Here is an 18135-nt window from a genome sequence, read left to right as displayed (position 1 = left end):
TAAAAGTTATTTATAATAGTGTTAAAACGTCTGATTACAACGTTTTCGTGAATTTGAATAAAATTTATAGTGTCAAGTTTACACTAGCGAATTTTCGCTAAATTCCATAAATTGTCTAATTCAGAAATGGTTAAATCAGCTATGTTTTGACCATTTTCTTTCGCGATTTCTTCTAATTTCTGAAAACGTGTGATAAATTTTTTGTTCGATCTTTCTAAAGCATCTTCAGAATTGATGCCATTAAATCGTCCATAATTAATCAAAGAAAATAAAATGTCACCAAATTCCATCTCTTTATCTGTTGGATTTTGTTCTTCTTTGAATTCATTAATTTCCTCGATAATTTTATCAAAAACTTGATCAGAATTTTCAAATTCAAATCCAACACCTTTTACTTTGTCTTGAATTCGGTAAGCTTTTACCATTGCTGGGAGAGAAGTAGGAACGCCAGAAAGTACAGATTTGTTACCTTCTTTTAGTTTGATTTGTTCCCAATTTTGAAGCACTTTTTCTTCTGTATTAGCTTCTACATCACCGTAAATATGAGGATGACGATGAATTAATTTGTCACAAATACCATTTAAAACATCAGCAACATCGAAGTTGTTTTGTTCTGATGCGATTTTAGAATAAAAAACTAGGTGAAGAAAAACATCACCTAGTTCTTTTTTTATTTCATCCGAATCTTTTTCGATGATAGCATCCGAAAGTTCATAAATTTCTTCGATAGACAACGTACGCAACGTTTCCATTGTTTGTTTACGATCCCACGGACATTTTTCACGTAATTCATCCATTATATCCAACAATCTTTCGAAAGCCTGTAATTGATCTTTACGTGTATTCATCTCTAATTATTCAGCGTCTTTATCTTTTTTTGCTGTTGTTTTTTTAGCAGCAGTTTTTTTAGCTGGTTTTTCTTCAGCGTCTTTTTTGTCAGCAGCCTTTTTAGCAGGAGCTTTCTTTTTTGGTTTTTCTTCCACAGCAACTTCTTCTGTAGCTTCTACTTCAGCAACAGGAGCTTCTTGTGCTTGTTGAGCAGCCATTGCAGCTTCTACAGCAGCTAAGTCGATGTTTAATAATCCGTTTTTGTGTAAGATATTATACCATTGGAATAATTTTTTCAAATCAGAATCATAAACTCTTGAATCGTCATATTCTGGTAAAACTTCTTCCATATATTTACGCAATTCTGCACCAGAAGTTTTGTAATCGATCGTTTCTCCTCCGTTTTCTTTTTTGTAAATTCTGAAGAAAACTTCAGCCAAAGGAAATTCTTGTGATACTCCGTAGATCGCAACGTTGTCTAATAAACTAACATTGTAGTTAGAAGCGATTGAGATTTTTTTACCTTTTTCTAAATCTTCAACAACAAAACCACCTCTTGTTTGAGAAACTAAACGGTATAATCCTGGTTTTCCTGAAATTGCGATAACTCTTGATAAATCCATATTCTATTATGTTTAAGGGTCTATGAAGGGAATTTCATTTTGTAACTCGTGTTTACTTTCCCTTTTGTTATATTTTTTAATTTATTACTTATTAATTTCTTTTTAAAGCTCGAAATATAGTCAATAAAAAGCTTTCCTTCCAAATGATCATATTCGTGTTGAATAACTCGAGCGCGAATATCCGAAAAAGTTTCGGTATGTTTCACCCAATTTTCATCAAAATATTCTAAAGTTACCGATTCTGGACGTGTTACATCTTCGTGAATGTGAGGAATACTCAAACATCCTTCTGTAAAAGCCCATTCGTCTCCTTCAGAACTACTGATTTTTTTTGGATTGATGAAAACACGTTTGAAATCTTTCAACTCATTCTGTATATCTTCATAATCTTCATCTTCCTCAAAAGGTGAGCAATCTACAATAAATAAACGTATATCTTTTCCGATCTGTGGCGCCGCGATACCAACTCCGTTAGAGTCGTACATTGTATCGAACATATTTTGGATCAGCTCTTGTAAATTTTTATAATCTTGATCGATTTCTTGTGAAACTTTACGTAAGACAGGATCTCCGTAAGCTACAACTGGTAATACCATTTTCTGATCTTTTTTTATTAATTTAACGGCAAAGATACAATTTGTTATAGTTTATGTGATAAAAATGATTGTAAAATTATTACAGCACTTACTTTATCGACCATTCCTTTTTCTTGACGTTTTTTCTTTTTCATTCCTCCAGCAAACATTGCTTGCGAAGCCATTTTTGATGTAAACATCTCATTTTCACGATGAATTTTAATCAGCGGAAATTGTTCAGAAAACTTTTTCAAAAAAGGTTGAATTTGATTTTCAATCTCATTTAATTCTCCCGAAAAACGAACAGATAACCCAACTACAAGGTCAGAAACGTTTTCTTTCTCGATATATTGTTTCAAGAAATCCATCAATTTTGATGTATCAATTGTATCAACTGGCGAAGCTATAATTTGCAATTCATCGGTTACGGCAACGCCTGTTCTTTTTCCTCCGTAATCTAACGCTAATATTCGTGACATTTGGCAAATTTAAAAAAACGATTCAATAATAAATAATCTCTATGAAATCCCTTGATTATAATTTTTATATTTGTGGCTATTATTAATAAAGATGGAGAATTTAAAACAAATCATAGAAAAAGCTTGGGACAATAGAGAATTGTTACAAGATGATGCAACACAAGCTGCAATTCGTGAAGTAATTGAGTTAATCGATAACGGACAATTACGTTGTGCAGAACCAGTTGGTGAAGATTGGCAAGTAAACGAATGGGTAAAAAAAGCAGTTGTAATGTATTTCCCAATTCAGAAAATGGAAACGTTAGAAGCTGGAATTTTTGAATACCATGACAAAATGGAGTTGAAACGTAACTATGCTGAAAAAGGAATTCGTGTTGTTCCAAATGCTGTTGCTCGTTATGGTGCGTATATTTCTTCTGGAGTTATTTTAATGCCTTCTTATGTAAATATTGGTGCGTATGTGGACGAAGGAACAATGGTTGATACATGGGCTACTGTAGGTTCTTGTGCGCAAATTGGGAAAAATGTTCACTTATCTGGTGGTGTAGGAATTGGTGGAGTTTTAGAACCATTGCAAGCTGCTCCAGTAATTATCGAAGATAATGCATTCATTGGATCTCGTTGTATCGTTGTAGAAGGAGTTCGCGTAGGAAAAGAAGCGGTTTTAGGAGCAAATGTTGTTTTAACAGCATCGACTAAAATTATTGATGTGACAGGTGACGAACCAGTAGAAATTAAAGGTTATGTTCCTGCTCGTTCAGTTGTCATTCCAGGGTCTTACACAAAGAAATTTGCTGCAGGTGAATACCAAGTTCCATGTGCTTTGATCATCGGAACTCGTAAAGAGTCTACAGATAAAAAAACTTCATTAAACGATGCATTACGCGAGCATAATGTGGCGGTTTAAGTAAAATAAATTTTATAAAATATAATCCTCAGCAGTTTTGTTGAGGATTTTTTATTTTCGAATCAAACATATTTTAGTAGTTTTGCTTTATAACTATGTTTTATGAAAATTTTGATTATCCAACACAAGATGATAGGCGATGTTTTAATCACATCATTGTTGTGCGAAAATATCAAAAAAGCTTATCCAAATGCTATTGTTGATTATTTAATCAATAGTAATACTTTGCCTGTTTTAGAGAATAATCCCTACATCGATCATAAAATTGTTTTCGATGAAAAAGAAAACAAAGGTTTGATGAATTTGATTAAATTCTCGAAAAAAGTTAATCAAAATAGATATGATATTGTAATTGATGCTTACTCAAAATTACAGAGTTGGGTGGATGTTCTTATCAATAATGCACCAAAAAAAATATCATATAAAAAGATTGGAAGAACGTTTTTGTATACAGATAATGTAGAAAAACATGACGAACCAAATTCATATTTAGGTTTAGCAATCGAACATCGTTTGTCTTTATTGAAGCCTTTAGGAATTGAAACGCCTTTGGCTACAGAACCAAAATTATATTTAACAGAAGAAGAAATAAACTTTGCGAAAGATTTATTCACAAAACATCAAGTTGATTCTACTCGTAAAACGGTTATGATTAGTTTGCTTGGTTCTGATCCTTCAAAAACTTATCCGTTGAATGAAATGGCAAAAATGGTTGATTTTATTGGTCAACATTATAATGTCAATATTTTATTCAATTATTTTCCGAAACAGTTACCGCAAGCAAAAGAAGTATATAATCAATTATCTGATGAAACCAAATCGAAAGTTTATTTTGAATTGTTGGGTAATGATTTGCGCGAGTTTATTGCAATTGCAAACGAATGTGATGTGATTGTAGGAAATGATGGAGGAGCAATTAATATGTCCAAAGCTTTAGGGAAAAAATCATTTATTATTTTCTCTCCTTGGATTGATAAAAAAGTTTGGGCAACTTTCGAAGATGGAATTCATCACACAAGTGTTCATTTAAAAGATTATTTTCCTGAAAAACTTGGAGATTTAAACAATCGTCAAATAAAAAAACAAGTTGATGAATTTTATTTAATCTTTGACTTCGAGTTGTTTAAAGAAAAACTAGAATATTTCTTATCACCATTAATAAAATAAAAATAGAAATTTTGAGTTTCTATTTATAAAATTTGATTACTATAGAGAATGTCTACTAAAATTTCTGCTTTACTAATTACACTTAACGAAGAAAAAAACATCAAAAGATTTCTTGATGAGGCTAGTTATGCAGATGAAATAATTATTGTAGATTCATATAGTACAGACAAAACGGAAGAAATTGCATTCCAAAATCCAAAAGTAAAGTTTGTAAAACGCAAGTTTGATAATTTCACAAATCAACGAAATTATGCACTTTCTTTGGCAAAAAATGATTGGGTCACTTTTTTTGATGCAGATGAAGAACTTTCATCTGAATTAAAAAAAGAATTAATAAAGAAAGTAAATTCAAATTTACAGGAAGTAGCTTTTATGGCTTATCATTCATTTTATTTTAAGAATAAGAAAATAGAATTTTCAGGTCAGCAAAATGTGAGAGCTGTTCGTCTTTTTAGAAAATCTAAATGTAGATATAAAGATGGTTTGATGGTCCATGAATTATTAGAATGTGATGGTTCAGTAGGTGATTTGGAACAAAAAGTGAAACATCATACGTTTATTGATGAAGAATATTATTTAAATAAACTTAATAGTTATTCTCGCTTACGAGCACAAGAACTTCGTCTCAAAAATTTGAAACCATCATTTTATCATTATACTATAAAGCCTGCTTATCGTTTTTTAAATTATTTCGTAATGAGACTTGGTTTTTTAGATGGAAAAGATGGTTATACAATTGCAAAACTACATGCAATTTCTGTTGCAAATCGTTATAAATATTTAGATGAAATTTATAGAAAAGAAAATCAAAACTTAGGTTAAATAAAGAAGTTTAAGATTTTATTATACATTTGTCATACATTAAAAATAGTATAATGAAAGCATATGTTTTTCCAGGACAAGGTGCTCAATTCTCTGGAATGGGTAAAGACTTGTACGAAAATTCTGAAATCGCAAAAGAATTATTTGATAAAGCAAACGAAATCTTAGGATTTGATATAAAATCAATTATGTTTGAAGGTTCTGCAGAAGACCTAAAACAAACAAAAGTTACACAACCAGCAGTTTTTTTACATTCTGTTATTTTAGCGAAAACTTTATCAGATTTTAAACCAGAAATGGTTGCAGGACATTCTTTAGGAGAAATTTCTGCTTTAGTTGCAAATGAAACGTTAGATTTTGAATCTGGATTAAAATTAGTGTACAAACGTGCTTTAGCAATGCAAGCTGCTTGTGAAGCTAATCCATCAACAATGGCTGCAATTTTAGGATTAGAAGACAAAATTGTTGAAGATGCTTGTGCAGAAATTGATGGAGTTGTAGTTGCTGCAAATTACAATTGTCCAGGTCAATTAGTGATTTCTGGAGAAATTGAAGCGGTTAACGTAGCATGTGAAAAATTGAAAGAATTAGGCGCAAAACGTGCTTTAGTTTTACCTGTTGGTGGAGCTTTTCATTCACCTTTAATGAAACCAGCGGAAGAAGAATTGGCAAAAGCCATTGAAGAAACAACATTCAATACGCCAATTTGTCCAGTATATCAAAATGTAAGTACAACTGCCGTTACAGATCCTGCAGAAATCAAGAAAAACTTGATTGCGCAATTAACTGCTCCTGTAAAATGGACGCAATCTGTACAAAATATGATTGCTGATGGTGCAACTGAATTTATTGAGGTTGGACCAGGAAACACTTTACAAGGTTTAGTAAAAAAAATAAACAGAGAAGTAACGACTTCTTCGGCACAAATCTAAACGAAATGAAAACATACCGTTCCAATGGAAAATTATTCCTTATAGGGGAATATATTGTGATTGATGGAGCGAAAGCATTTGCATTGCCCACTAAATATGGGCAATGTTTGTTTGTAGAAAATTCATCAGAAACTGAAAATTTAATCACTTGGAAAGCGATTAAATTTGATGATTCTATTTGGTTTGAAGCCGAAATTAGATTGAATGATTTAGAAATAATTTCTACTACAAATGATAGATTAAGCAAATCATTGCAGACAATTTTAAAAAAAGCTCAATCATTAAATTCTGATTTTTTTGATTCTAATAACAGTTATCAATGTTTAACGAAGTTAGAATATCCGCAAGAATGGGGACTGGGAAGTAGTTCGACTTTGATTGATTTGATTAGTCAATGGATAGAAATAAATCCGTTTGAATTAAATCAATTAACCTTCAATACAAGTGGTTATGATATTGCATGTGCGCATCATCATCAGCCTATTTTGTTTTCGAATAATCCTATCGAAGTAGAAGATTTAGAATTGAATTGGAATTTTAAAGATCAACTTTATTTTGTTTATCTTAATCAAAAGCAAGATACGCAAGCCGTTGTGGGAAATCATTACAAAAACAAACCAAAAGATTGGAAAATGATTCAGGATCTTTCTGATTTGGTTGTAAAAGCAACTAAAGTTGAGAATTTAACTGATTTAGAATCTATTTTGGATGAATATCAAGCTAGATTAGGTGATTTTATGCAAATTCCACAAGTTAAAGAATTGTATTTTCCTGATTATTTAGGAACTGTAAAAAGTCTTGGAGCTTGGGGCGGAGATTTTGTCTTAGTGACGTATAGAGAAGGAATGAACGATTATTTTAAAGAAAAAGGATATGAGATTATTATTCCGTTTTCTGAAATGATAAAATAACAAAAAAGCAGATTTGATTTCAAATCTGCTTTTTTGTTATTATTTTTTACCAATCATGGCTTTTAATTTCTTTTTTCGAGCTTGTTTTGTCTGAAATTTATGTTGGAATTCTTGCGTTTTATTCCACATAGCTTCAATAACTTCCTGTTCTGGTTTATTAATAAGTTTCGCATATTCTTTTCCCATAATTTCAATCATTTCTTTTTGAGGAGTTAGACGAGAAAAATTTTTAATTCGAATATCAAAACTCATTGAATTGTGAAAATTCATGCGATTTAAATCAACCAAATAAAATTCGTACTGATTTTCTCCAACTTGCTTGATTAAAGTATTTCCAGGAGAATGATCTAAAAATTCAATTCCAGCTTCATGTAAATCAAAAGTGAATTTTGTAAACTGTTTCAAAATTTCGTTTCGATTTTCCCAAGTTGGAATTTCAACTAATTCACGATAAGTTAAATCAGCTTCAACTAATTCACAGAAATAGTAACTATCATTAAAATTTATAGCGGTTTTATTTTCTACAAAAGCAATAGGATATGGCGTCAAAAAACCTAAATCAATCAATCGTTTTGCATATTCATAAGATCGTTCAGCTTTTGATTTTCTAAAAAATCGATACACAAATTTGTTAACAATATTCGGAATTTTGAATGATTTAATCGTTGCAATTTTACCCGATTCTAATCTCTTTTTTTTGATAGAATTTCTTGTACCTTTTGCAATATAATCATCAATCAGATCAAAATTATCAATAATAGATTTGATTTCGGTTTGAGTAGTTTTATAATTATTATTTACGACAATTTTCTGTGTCATTTTTCAAAATATTATAATTAATATAGAAAAAATCTATATTTCATTTTAATCTGTCAAAGATATGTCTATTTTTGTTGAAAATACAGACAACTTAAAACAAGTTTTTAAATTTTAGAACCTAACTTATGGCAAAAAAAATTCTTTTAGAATCTCATAATCTAAAGAATCGTGCAACTGGTTTCGGAGTTTTTAATTACGAATTGATTAAAGCGCTTTCGAAATTAAATTTTGATGATCAAATTTATTTACTTTACAAAAAACCTGAAGATTTAAGGACTGAATTTGGTACTAAATTTCATTATAAAAAATATTATAGTTTAATGCGCAATCCGTTTTTCAGAACGCGTGAAAAGTATGATGTTTGGCACTCCTTAAATCAAAATATAAAAGTTGAACCTTGTCATAAACCAAAAAAATATGTTTTGACGATTCATGATGTTAATTTTATGGAAGAAAATTCGCTTGATTATAGTCCAAATCACATTAAATATTTTAAAGAAAAGATTAAGCGAGTAGATGTTATCACATTTATTTCTGAATATGCAAAGAAACAAACTATGCAATATTTTGATATTTCGGGAATAGAAAATACAATAATTTATAATGGAAATTCAATTTCAGAAATTATAAATTGTGATGATTTTCAATCTCCATTAGATATTTCAAAACCTTATTTTTATACGATTGGAGCTTTTCTTGAAAAGAAAAATTTTGAATCACTTGTAAAAATGATGAAATTTTTACCAGATTTTAATTTGATTATTTCTGGGAATTGTACGAATGCCTATGGTCAAAAAATAAAAGATTTAATTGCTAAAGAAAAATTAGAAAACCAAGTTTTTTTATCAGGTAAAGTTTCTGAACGAGCAAAGCAATTTTATATGCAAAATTGCGAAGCGTTCTTATTTCCATCAACTGGAGAAGGTTTTGGTTTGCCTCCCTTAGAAGCGATGAGCTTTGGAAAACCAATTATTTTATCTGATAAAACGTCTTTACCAGAAATTGGTGGAAAAGATGCGTTTTATTGGAATGATTTTGAACCAGAATATATGAAAAATGTAGTGGAAGATGCGTTAAATCAATACAATCAAAATTCAGATTATTTTATTGAATCCTATATCAAAAGAGCTGCAAGTTTTAGTTGGGATAAAGCGGCAAATGAATATCTAAAGGTCTATGAAATCTAAAATCTATTTTGCGATAAATAATATTTCGAAGAAAATCGACTTCATTCAACTTTCCTATAATACCTTTGCACTCAAATTTATAAAACAAAGAAAATGTCAGATATAAACGAAATTGTAGCCAAACTAAAACAAGGAGAAACAATGCTTTATCCAACAGACACAATTCTTGGACTGGGTTGTGATGCGAAGAATGAGGCTGCAATCGAAAAAATTTATCAGATAAAAAATCGTCCTTCATCAAAATCGTTGATTATTTTGGTTGATTCTCCACGTATGTTACAAAATATTGTTGAGGTGCCAGAATTAGCTTGGGATTTGATTGATTTGAATGAAAAACCTCTTACAATTATTTACGATAATCCAAAAGGTTTACCACAATCGTTAGTTGCAGAAGACAATACAATTGCTATTCGATTAACAGACGATTTGTTTTGTAAGAAAATCATAGGGAAATTAGGTGGACCAATTGTGTCTACATCGGCTAATTTATCAGGAGAACCTTCTCCAAAAGTGTTTTCGGAAGTTAATCCTACTATTTTAGAGCGTGTTGACTTTTATCCAGACGAGACAAAAACCTTTGTGCCTCAGTTTACTGCATCAACGATAATTAAATTAGGTCTAGATAACGAAGTAAAAGTTATTAGAGAGTAGTTTTTTATTTCAAAACATATACTTTTGCAGAATGAAAATCTTAGAAGCCGTATCAAATCCAATTTTTAATAATGTAGCAGAAGTTGCTGATGAAATTAATCAAGAAACTTATGTAGTTGGTGGATTTGTACGCGATTATTTATTGAATCGTGGTCAGAAAAAAGACATCGATTTTGTAACAGTAGGAAATGGAATTTTATTGGCTAAAGAATTAGCTAATAAATTAGGACATACATCACAAGTTTCAGTTTTTAAACGTTTTGGAACAGCAATGTTCAAATATAAAGACACAGATTTGGAATTTGTAGGTGCACGAAAAGAGAGTTATTCAGAAGATAGTCGAAAACCACATGTAGAAGACGGAACGTTGGAAGATGACCAAAAACGTCGTGATTTTACGATCAATACATTGGCAATTTCGATGAATAAAGAGAATTTCGGTGAATTAATTGATCCTTTTAATGGAGTAGAAGATTTGAATAATAAAATCATCAAAACGCCATTAGAACCGAATGTTACCTATTCTGATGATCCTTTGCGCATGATGCGTGCGATTCGTTTTGCAGCTCAATTGGAGTTTGAAATAGAAAAAAAATCTTTTCAGGCAATAATTGACAATGCAGAACGTATTAATATCGTATCTTTTGAACGTGTAATGGATGAGTTTCAGAAAATTATGATGACGGATAAACCTTCGGTCGGATTATTATTATTGGAACAATCAGGATTAATGCAACATATTTTACCAGAATTGGTTGCGTTAAAAGGAATTGAAGAGGTTGAAGGTCAGAAACATAAAGATAATTTTTATCATACGTTAGAAGTCGTTGATAATATTTCTGTCAACACAGATAATGTTTGGTTACGTTGGGCGGCATTGTTGCACGATATTGGAAAAGCGGTTACCAAACGTTTTGATAAAAATGTAGGTTGGACATTTCATTCGCATGAATTTGTTGGATCTAAAATGGTATTAAAATTGTTCAGACGATTAAAATTGCCATTAGGACCGCAAGTAAAATATGTTCAGAAATTGGTGATGATGAGTTCTCGTCCAATTGCAGTTGTAACAGACGATGCAACAGATTCAGCTTTGCGCAGATTATTATTTGATGCTGGAGAAGATTTCGACGATTTAATTACGCTTTGTAAAGCCGATATTACAACAAAAAATGAACGTAAACAGAAACGTTTCAAACAAAATTTTGAAGTTGTAGAAGAAAAAATAAAAGATGTTGAAGAACGCGACAGAGTTCGTAATTTTCAACCGCCAATTTCGGGTGAAGAAATTATGAAAATATTTGATATTCAGCCAGGAAAAGAGATTGGAATATTAAAAAATGCCATCAAAGAAGCAATTTTAGAAGGCGAAGTAGAAAATAATTATAATTCTGCATTAGAATTTGTAATTAATATGGGAAAAGATTTAAATTTGGAACCGAAAAATATTTAGAAAGTGATATATAAAATTCGTGTATTCCTTGATGCAAAAGAGGATGTTTTTAGAGACATAGAAATTAAAGAGAAGCAAACATTATTCACATTGTACAAAGGTATTATTAGTGCTTTTAGTTTACAAGGTGAGGAGTTGGCGTCGTTCTATGAAGTAGATGAAGATGGAAACCAAACAAAAGAAATTCCTTTAGAGGATATGTCTGATGATGGAACTGATGAAACAATGGCTGATTTTTATATCAAAGAAGCTTTTGCTAATCAAGGAGATCGTATGGCTTTTGTATATGATTTTATGGAAATGTGGACATTTGTGGCTGAATTAATTTCTGTAGAAGATAAACCAGCTGTTCTTAATTATCCATTAACGGTTTACCGTTTCGGTTCAATGCCTCTTAAAGCGCCTAAAAAAGACATGATGGTTGATTTAGACGATGAAGAAGATATTGATTTTGCAGAAGATGCTGAATTAAATGATTTACAAATCGACGAAGATTTAGACGTAGACGATTTATAAAAACTACAACTAATCAACTTATATATCAAAAAATCTGAATGGCAACATTCAGATTTTTTTTTGTGCTATATATCAACCATTTGATAATTTTTTTACTTCCTCAACCAACCATTTTTCCGTAACTTGCATCTACTGATAAAAGAAAGAATCTATGAAACAGCTACTGTTTTTATTATTAATTTTAACCAATTCGATGCTTATGGCTCAATCCCCAACGATTGATCAAAAGTGGAAAGAAATTGACCAGCAAATGCAAAATGGTCAATTCAAATCTATCCAACCAAAAATTGATGAACTTAAAACGTTATCAAAAAAGCAAAATAATCAACAAAGTTATCTGAAAGCTTTGTTTTATGAAGCAAAAATAAAAGTTGCAACTTCTGATGAAACAGATGATGTAAACTTCGTTTTTGATTTGTTTAAAAAGGATTTAGATGAAAAATCAATTGTAAATAATGCGATTGTTTATTCATATTTAGCTGAGTTATATCAATTGTATTACAACGAAAATCGTTGGAAAATCAATAGTCGTACAAATGTCGAAAATCAAGCTACAAATGATGTGAGATTTTGGACAGAAGATACTTTTAAGAAAATAATTAATGATTATTTTTCGAAATCAATTCAACCAAAAAATGAATTAATAAATGCAAAATCTCAAGATTATAAAATGATTTTGAATATTGCAAATGATAAGAAAAATGCGCAACAACAATTTGATTTAACGCCAACATTGTATGATGTTTTAGCAAGAAATTATATCAATTATCTGAATCAGAATGATGAAAAAGATAAAGCAAATCAATTGCTTTCTGATTTAGTTGAGATTAATAAACAAAAAAATAACGAAAATGCTGTTTTGTACAATGAATTGATTTTAATTGATTCAAACCGAGGTTCGACTTCGGTTCAAGAAATTATTAAACAAAAAGAATTTTTAGCAACAAAATATCCAAAAGCATGGTATTCGTCTTATGTGTATGCAACTTTAGCGACAGATTATTATGGTTTGCAAGAAGATAAATTGACTAACGTAAATAAGATTTTTGAGATTCAACAAAAAGTTGAGAAGCTTTATCCAAATTCGGAGGAATTAGAGAATATAAATAATTTAGTTTCGAAGATTAAATCGCAAGAATTAAGTGTGCAAGCGGAGCGATATATTAACGAAAATCAGAATACACCAATTCAATTAACGCATAAAAATTTGTCGCAAGTTTTTGTAAAAGTTTTCGCTTATAATGAAGGTTTTGATGGAAAACAGAAAATACAAACATTAAATGTTTATAACGAAAATAGAATTGTAGAAGCGCAAAAATTTCTGAATAGTTTACAAGTTGTTGATCAATATACAATTGATGTCAAATCGTTTGATGATTTTCAAAATCATTCGACAATTGTCAAATTAAATCCACTTAAATCTGGTCGTTATATTGTCCTTTTTTCGAATAATTCTGAATTTAAAATCAATACAAAAGACGATATCGATTATTTGGATATAATGGCTTCGAAATATGCGATAAACTCACTGAATGAAAAGGTTTCGGTTGTGAATCGTGAAACTGGAAAACCAGAAAGTAATATTGCGGTTGAGTTTTCTAATTTGTCAGATTATAATAAAAAGGAATTTAAAATTTTAACTTCGGATAAAGATGGAATAATCACTTTTCCTGCGACTTGGAGAAACTTTCAATATCGAGTAAAAGATGAACATACTATTTATTCAACGTATTACTACGATTACGATCGTTATGATGAAGATGATGAAGATGATGATTCTTCTGTCAAGATTTTCACAGATCGTGCGATTTATCGTCCTGGACAAACGGTTTATTTCAAAGGAATTTATTATTCATCGAAAAATAAAACTCGAAATGTCATTCCAAATTCTAAATTGACGATTGGTTTATATGATGTTAATAATAAAGAGCTTTCTAAAATAGATTTAACAACCAACGAATTTGGATCTGTAAATGGAAGTTTTATTTTGCCAAGTTCTACTTTAACAGGGAACTTTTCTATAAAAGTTATTAATGAAGATGGTTATTATTCGTTCAAAGTAGAAGAATATAAACGTCCAAAATTCAAAGTTGAAATAGAGAAAAATAAAGGTGTTTATAGTTTAAATGACAAGGTAAAAGTAGAAGGGAAGGCAATTGCTTTTTCTGGTGCTAATATCGATAATGCAAAAGTTTCGTATCGTGTTTATCGTCAAGAAATTTTTACGTTTTGGCCTTGGTATCGCTCAATTCCAGCAGGTCGTGGCGAGCGAGAAGAAATTACATTTGGTGATACAACGACTGATGCGGAAGGAAAATTTAATTTCGAATTTGTAGCAAAACCAGCTTCGGAGAAAAAGAAAGATGAGGTAAGAACGTACAATTATTTTATCGAAGTAAATGCAACGGATATCAATGGAGAAACGCAGTCTGAGTCTTCTTCGGTAAAAGTTGGTGACACTAGAATGTCGTTGAATGTGGCTGTTTCAGAGAAAACAAAAGCAGACGATTTGAAAGCTTTCAAAATTGAAGTGAAAAACTTGAATGATGAAAAATTAGATGGAAAAGGGCATATCGAAATTTATTCGTTAAATGCACCAAAAGAAGTAGTTCGTCGTCAAAAGTTTACAACAGATTATAATGTTTATACGAAAGAAGAATTCAAGAAATTGTTTCCAAATGAACCTTATGGCGATGAAATGAATCCAAAAACATGGACAACCAATCAAAAGGTTTTCGAAAGTGATTTTGATACAAAAGTTTCTGATGAAATAAAATTCAATCAAGCGTCAAATTTAGAAGAGGGTTATTATGTCATCAAAGGTTTTGTGTTAGATGGAACGCAAAAAGTTGAGGTGGATAAATTGGTTTATGTTTCGAATGAAAAGAAAGCAAATGCAATTAAAACACTTTTAGCAGTTTCGCCTAATAAATCGACTTTCAAACCAAAAGATGTTGCAAAAATTGAATTCAAATCGGGTTCTAAAAATACATTTGTGTATTATGAAGTAGAGGCGAATCAAACAATTATTGAGAAAGGTTTCTTAGATTTGAGTAAGAAATCGGTTGTTGAAATTCCAATCAAAGAAGAATATCGTGGCGGAATTTATGTGAATTATGCGATGACGAAATTCAATGATGTGCAAACAGGAAGTCTTAATTTGGCAATTCCATTTACAAATAAACAACTGAAAGTGACGGCTGAAGTTTTACGTGATAAATTGACGCCAGGCGCAAAAGAAAAATGGCAATTAAAAATAGAAGGACCAAATAAAGACAAAGTTTCGGCTGAGGTTTTAGCAAGTATGTATGATGCTTCGTTGGATCAATTTGCGTCGAATTCTTTAGATTTTAATGTATATAATTTTACGAATTCAAGAAGAAATAATCCATTTAATCTCTATCAATTTTATTCAACAAATTCTTCACGCGCAATTTATTATCGTACAAATTATGATTTTTATGCAAGAGGATATGCAGGATTAGACCTTAATTTATTTGATTTTGGATTTAACCAATATCGTATGAATCGTAGGATGATGAAATCGGTAGCTGCGCCAAGTGCAAATGTAGAAAATGAGTTAGCGGGAAGTGTTGCAGGTATTCAAGTAGAAACTGCTGATGCTGAAGTTGCTTATGTAGCAAAATCTTCAAATTCAGGAGAAGCTCCAACTGTAATTAGAGGTAATGCTAATTACTATTTAGCAGATAATTCACTTGCACTTTATGTTATAGACGGAATCGTATATGATAAAATGCCAGAACTTAATCCAGATGATATTCAGTCTATGAATATATTGAAAGGAGGAGAAGCAACAGCTTTATATGGTGCAAGAGGAGCAAATGGAGTAGTGGTAATTACAACTAAAAAAGGAGCAAACGCAGCTTTAGATAATGTAAAAGCGCGTACAAATTTAAATGAAACAGCGTTCTTTTATCCAAATCTTAAAACAGATTCAAAAGGAAATGTAATTATAGAATTTACAACGCCAGAAAGTTTAACAGAGTGGAAATTCATGGCGATTGCGTATACACCAGACCTTAAAACAGGTTATTTAGAGCAAAATGTTCGCACCCAAAAAGACTTGATGGTTGTGCCAAATATGCCACGTTTTTTACGAGAAGGTGATCAAATTTCGGTTTCATCTAAGATTAATAATTTATCAGATAAAGTATTAAATGGTTCTGCGAAATTGATGTTGTTTGATGCGTTTACCAATCAACCAATTGATGCGCAATTCAAATTGATAAATGCAGTTCAGGATTTCTCTGTTGCGAAAGGAAGTTCGGATCAAGTGACGTGGACAATTGATGTTCCGAAAAATGTACAAGCGGTTGTTTATCGTGTGGTGGCTTCGGCTGGAGATTTTTCTGATGGAGAAGAATCGGCTTTACCAATTTTGACAAATCGCATGATGGTAACAGAAACGTTGCCGATTTATGTGAAAGAAGGTCAAAAGAAATCGTTCCAATTTGAGAATATGATGAACAATAAATTGACTTCTTTGGATAATTTCAAATTAACGTTTGAGATGACAACGAATCCGATTTGGTATGCGATTTTCTCGTTGCCTTATTTGCGCGAATATCCTTACGAATGTGCTGAGCAAGTGTTCTCGCGTTTATATGGAAATATGATTTCGGAGAAAGTGATTAATTCGAATCCAAAAATTAAAGCTGTTTTTGATGATTGGAACAAAAACGGTGAATTGAAATCGAAATTACAATTGAACCAAGAATTGAAGAATATCATTTTAGAGGAAACGCCTTGGGTGAAAAATGCTGAAAGTGAAGAAGAGCAAATGAAACAAATAGCGGTTTTATTCCAATTGAATCAAATGCAAACGGAAATGAAATCGGCTTTCCAAAAATTATCTGATAAACAACTCTCAAATGGTGGTTTCGCTTGGTTTGATGGCGGTCGTCCAAACGAATATATCACAACGCATATCGTTTCTGGTTTTGGAAATATGAAGAAAATGGACGTGAATTTCAAAGCATTTGAAATAGATGTAAATCCATTAATCAAAAAAGCAATTCAGTTTATTGATGATGAGAATTTAAAACGTTTCAAAGAGTTCAAAAAAGATCAAAAATCATTCAAGGATGTTACATATTCAGATGGTTTACATTATTTATATGCGCGTTCTTTCTTCTTAGAAGATTATCCGATGTCGAAAGAGTTGGAAGAAATGAAAACAGCGATGTTAAAGAATTTGAATGATACAAAACTTGATTTATCGTTGCAACAAAAAGCAATGGCTGCAATTGTGATGAATCGTTTCCAAATGCAATCTGCTGCTAAAATTGTTGTGAATTCAATCAAAGAAAAAGCAGTAGAATCGGATGAAATGGGTATGTATTGGAAAGAAAATCAACCGGGTTGGTTTTGGTATCAAGCGCCTGTAGAAACACAATCGTTGTTAATTGAAGCGTTTGATGAAGTTACAAAAGACGAGAAATCAGTAGAAGAAATGAAAGTTTGGTTATTGAAAAATCGTCAAACAAATCAATGGAATTCGACAAAAGCAACGACAAAAGCGGTTTATGCTTTAATGAATTTCGGGAAATCTTGGATAGATGCAGAGAAAGGAATTGAAGTGAAGATCGGAAATCAAAAAATTGATTTAGATAACAATACGCAATCTGGTTCGGGTTATGTAAAAACTTCTTGGAACAAAGAAGAAATTAAACCTGAAATGGGTAAAGTTGAAGTTTCGAAAACTTCTCCAGGTGTTGCTTGGGGAGCGATGTATTGGCAATATTTTGAAGATTTAGATAAAATAAAATCTGCCGAAACGGGAATCAAATTCAATAAGAAATTGTTTGTTAAATCGAATTCTGCAAATGGTCCAATTCTGAAAGAAATTACAACGTCAACACCGATAAAAGTTGGTGATATTGTAACGGTTCGTTTAGAGATTTCGGTTGATCGTAACATGCAATTTGTACACATCAAAGATATGCGTGCAAGTGGTTTCGAGCCTGTGAATGTACTTTCTGGTTACAAATGGAAAGGAGAATTTGGTTATTACGAAAGCACGCGCGATGCAGCTACGAATTTCTTTTCGGATTATATGAGAAAAGGAACATATGTTTTCGAATATGATTTGAAAGCGAATAATGCAGGTAATTTCTCAAACGGAATTACATCGATGCAGAATATGTATGCACCAGAATTGAGTGCGCAAAGTGAAGGAATTCGTGTTGAGATTAAATAATCAATTCAAATTAATAAATCTAAAAAGAGCTGAGAGTAATCTTAG

15 protein-coding genes are annotated in these 18135 nt (G+C 31.2%); 10 read left to right on the top strand and 5 right to left on the bottom strand.

What is annotated here, in order from left to right; genetic code table 11:
* Window positions 1-83 precede the first annotated feature (83 nt).
* Genes mazG through ruvX form a run of 4 tightly spaced genes read right to left on the bottom strand, consistent with a single transcriptional unit; the run spans window position 84 to window position 2505 of the window.
* Window positions 84-848 (bottom strand): nucleoside triphosphate pyrophosphohydrolase, encoded by a 765-nt coding sequence (gene mazG / locus N5E64_RS10405; RefSeq protein ID WP_038333498.1) that lies wholly within the window; start codon window positions 846-848, stop codon window positions 84-86.
* 6 nt (window positions 849-854) lie between these two features.
* Window positions 855-1451 (bottom strand): DUF5606 domain-containing protein, encoded by a 597-nt coding sequence (locus N5E64_RS10400; RefSeq protein WP_280037495.1) that lies wholly within the window; start codon window positions 1449-1451, stop codon window positions 855-857.
* Between the two features lie 20 nt (window positions 1452-1471).
* Window positions 1472-2047 carry a peptide deformylase gene (gene def / locus N5E64_RS10395; protein ID WP_038333508.1) on the bottom strand — a complete coding sequence of 192 codons (576 nt, stop codon included), beginning with the start codon at window positions 2045-2047 and terminating at the stop codon, window positions 1472-1474.
* Window positions 2048-2091: 44 nt separating this feature from the next.
* Complete coding sequence (gene ruvX, locus N5E64_RS10390; RefSeq protein ID WP_038333513.1) at window positions 2092-2505, bottom strand: Holliday junction resolvase RuvX; 414 nt, start codon at window positions 2503-2505, stop codon at window positions 2092-2094.
* 91 nt (window positions 2506-2596) lie between these two features.
* Here ruvX and N5E64_RS10385 point away from each other — a divergent pair, with 91 nt between their 5' ends.
* From N5E64_RS10385 to N5E64_RS10365, 5 genes are all read left to right on the top strand, one after another.
* Window positions 2597-3412, top strand: coding sequence for a 2,3,4,5-tetrahydropyridine-2,6-dicarboxylate N-succinyltransferase (locus N5E64_RS10385; protein ID WP_280037491.1), 816 nt, complete (start codon window positions 2597-2599; stop codon window positions 3410-3412).
* A 102-nt stretch (window positions 3413-3514) separates the two neighbouring features.
* Window positions 3515-4579: a glycosyltransferase family 9 protein gene (locus N5E64_RS10380; RefSeq protein WP_280037489.1), complete on the top strand. Its 1065-nt coding sequence runs from the start codon at window positions 3515-3517 to the stop codon at window positions 4577-4579.
* A 48-nt stretch (window positions 4580-4627) separates the two neighbouring features.
* On the top strand, window positions 4628-5401 hold the full coding sequence (locus N5E64_RS10375; protein WP_280037487.1) for a glycosyltransferase family 2 protein: 774 nt from the start codon (window positions 4628-4630) through the stop codon (window positions 5399-5401).
* Between the two features lie 53 nt (window positions 5402-5454).
* A complete protein-coding gene (gene fabD / locus N5E64_RS10370) occupies window positions 5455-6333 on the top strand; it encodes an ACP S-malonyltransferase (protein WP_280037485.1) in 879 nt (292 codons plus the stop codon).
* 5 nt (window positions 6334-6338) lie between these two features.
* Window positions 6339-7244, top strand: a complete 906-nt coding sequence (locus tag N5E64_RS10365; protein ID WP_280037482.1) for a GYDIA family GHMP kinase — start codon at window positions 6339-6341, stop codon at window positions 7242-7244.
* 39 nt (window positions 7245-7283) lie between these two features.
* Here N5E64_RS10365 and N5E64_RS10360 read toward each other — a convergent pair whose 3' ends face one another.
* Window positions 7284-8063, bottom strand: coding sequence for a lipopolysaccharide kinase InaA family protein (locus N5E64_RS10360; protein ID WP_280037480.1), 780 nt, complete (start codon window positions 8061-8063; stop codon window positions 7284-7286).
* Window positions 8064-8188: 125 nt separating this feature from the next.
* On the opposite strand from N5E64_RS10360, the gene N5E64_RS10355 reads away from it, so the two are divergent.
* The 5 genes from N5E64_RS10355 (at window position 8189) to N5E64_RS10335 (ending at window position 18090) form a co-directional block, all read left to right on the top strand.
* Window positions 8189-9250: a glycosyltransferase family 1 protein gene (locus N5E64_RS10355; protein WP_280037479.1), complete on the top strand. Its 1062-nt coding sequence runs from the start codon at window positions 8189-8191 to the stop codon at window positions 9248-9250.
* A gap of 93 nt (window positions 9251-9343) precedes the next feature.
* Window positions 9344-9901, top strand: coding sequence for an L-threonylcarbamoyladenylate synthase (locus N5E64_RS10350; protein ID WP_221627900.1), 558 nt, complete (start codon window positions 9344-9346; stop codon window positions 9899-9901).
* Window positions 9902-9932: 31 nt separating this feature from the next.
* Window positions 9933-11354 carry a CCA tRNA nucleotidyltransferase gene (locus tag N5E64_RS10345; RefSeq protein WP_280037478.1) on the top strand — a complete coding sequence of 474 codons (1422 nt, stop codon included), beginning with the start codon at window positions 9933-9935 and terminating at the stop codon, window positions 11352-11354.
* A 3-nt stretch (window positions 11355-11357) separates the two neighbouring features.
* Window positions 11358-11870 carry an IS1096 element passenger TnpR family protein gene (locus tag N5E64_RS10340; protein ID WP_038333549.1) on the top strand — a complete coding sequence of 171 codons (513 nt, stop codon included), beginning with the start codon at window positions 11358-11360 and terminating at the stop codon, window positions 11868-11870.
* A gap of 151 nt (window positions 11871-12021) precedes the next feature.
* Window positions 12022-18090, top strand: a complete 6069-nt coding sequence (locus N5E64_RS10335) for an alpha-2-macroglobulin (RefSeq protein ID WP_280037475.1) — start codon at window positions 12022-12024, stop codon at window positions 18088-18090.
* Window positions 18091-18135 lie beyond the last annotated feature (45 nt).

The sequence above is a fragment of the Empedobacter sp. GD03739 genome, from assembly GCF_029843245.1.
Lineage (GTDB): Bacteria > Bacteroidota > Bacteroidia > Flavobacteriales > Weeksellaceae > Empedobacter > Empedobacter falsenii_B.
The sequence above is the reverse complement of the archived record's forward strand: the minus strand, read 5'-3'. Positions and strand labels throughout refer to the sequence as shown.

Bases quoted from the DNA above. Each gene is read 5' to 3' on its own strand.
- N5E64_RS10365 (WP_280037482.1), top strand. From the start codon at position 6,339: ATGAAAACATACCGTTCCAATGGAAAATTATTCCTTATAGGGGAATAT.
- N5E64_RS10380 (WP_280037489.1), top strand. From the start codon at position 3,515: ATGAAAATTTTGATTATCCAACACAAGATGATAGGCGATGTTTTAATC.
- fabD (WP_280037485.1), top strand. From the start codon at position 5,455: ATGAAAGCATATGTTTTTCCAGGACAAGGTGCTCAATTCTCTGGAATG.
- N5E64_RS10350 (WP_221627900.1), top strand. From the start codon at position 9,344: ATGTCAGATATAAACGAAATTGTAGCCAAACTAAAACAAGGAGAAACA.
- mazG (WP_038333498.1), bottom strand. From the start codon at position 848: ATGAATACACGTAAAGATCAATTACAGGCTTTCGAAAGATTGTTGGAT.
- N5E64_RS10355 (WP_280037479.1), top strand. From the start codon at position 8,189: ATGGCAAAAAAAATTCTTTTAGAATCTCATAATCTAAAGAATCGTGCA.
- N5E64_RS10375 (WP_280037487.1), top strand. From the start codon at position 4,628: ATGTCTACTAAAATTTCTGCTTTACTAATTACACTTAACGAAGAAAAA.
- N5E64_RS10360 (WP_280037480.1), bottom strand. From the start codon at position 8,063: ATGACACAGAAAATTGTCGTAAATAATAATTATAAAACTACTCAAACC.
- N5E64_RS10345 (WP_280037478.1), top strand. From the start codon at position 9,933: ATGAAAATCTTAGAAGCCGTATCAAATCCAATTTTTAATAATGTAGCA.
- N5E64_RS10385 (WP_280037491.1), top strand. From the start codon at position 2,597: ATGGAGAATTTAAAACAAATCATAGAAAAAGCTTGGGACAATAGAGAA.
- N5E64_RS10335 (WP_280037475.1), top strand. From the start codon at position 12,022: ATGAAACAGCTACTGTTTTTATTATTAATTTTAACCAATTCGATGCTT.
- N5E64_RS10400 (WP_280037495.1), bottom strand. From the start codon at position 1,451: ATGGATTTATCAAGAGTTATCGCAATTTCAGGAAAACCAGGATTATAC.
- def (WP_038333508.1), bottom strand. From the start codon at position 2,047: ATGGTATTACCAGTTGTAGCTTACGGAGATCCTGTCTTACGTAAAGTT.
- ruvX (WP_038333513.1), bottom strand. From the start codon at position 2,505: ATGTCACGAATATTAGCGTTAGATTACGGAGGAAAAAGAACAGGCGTT.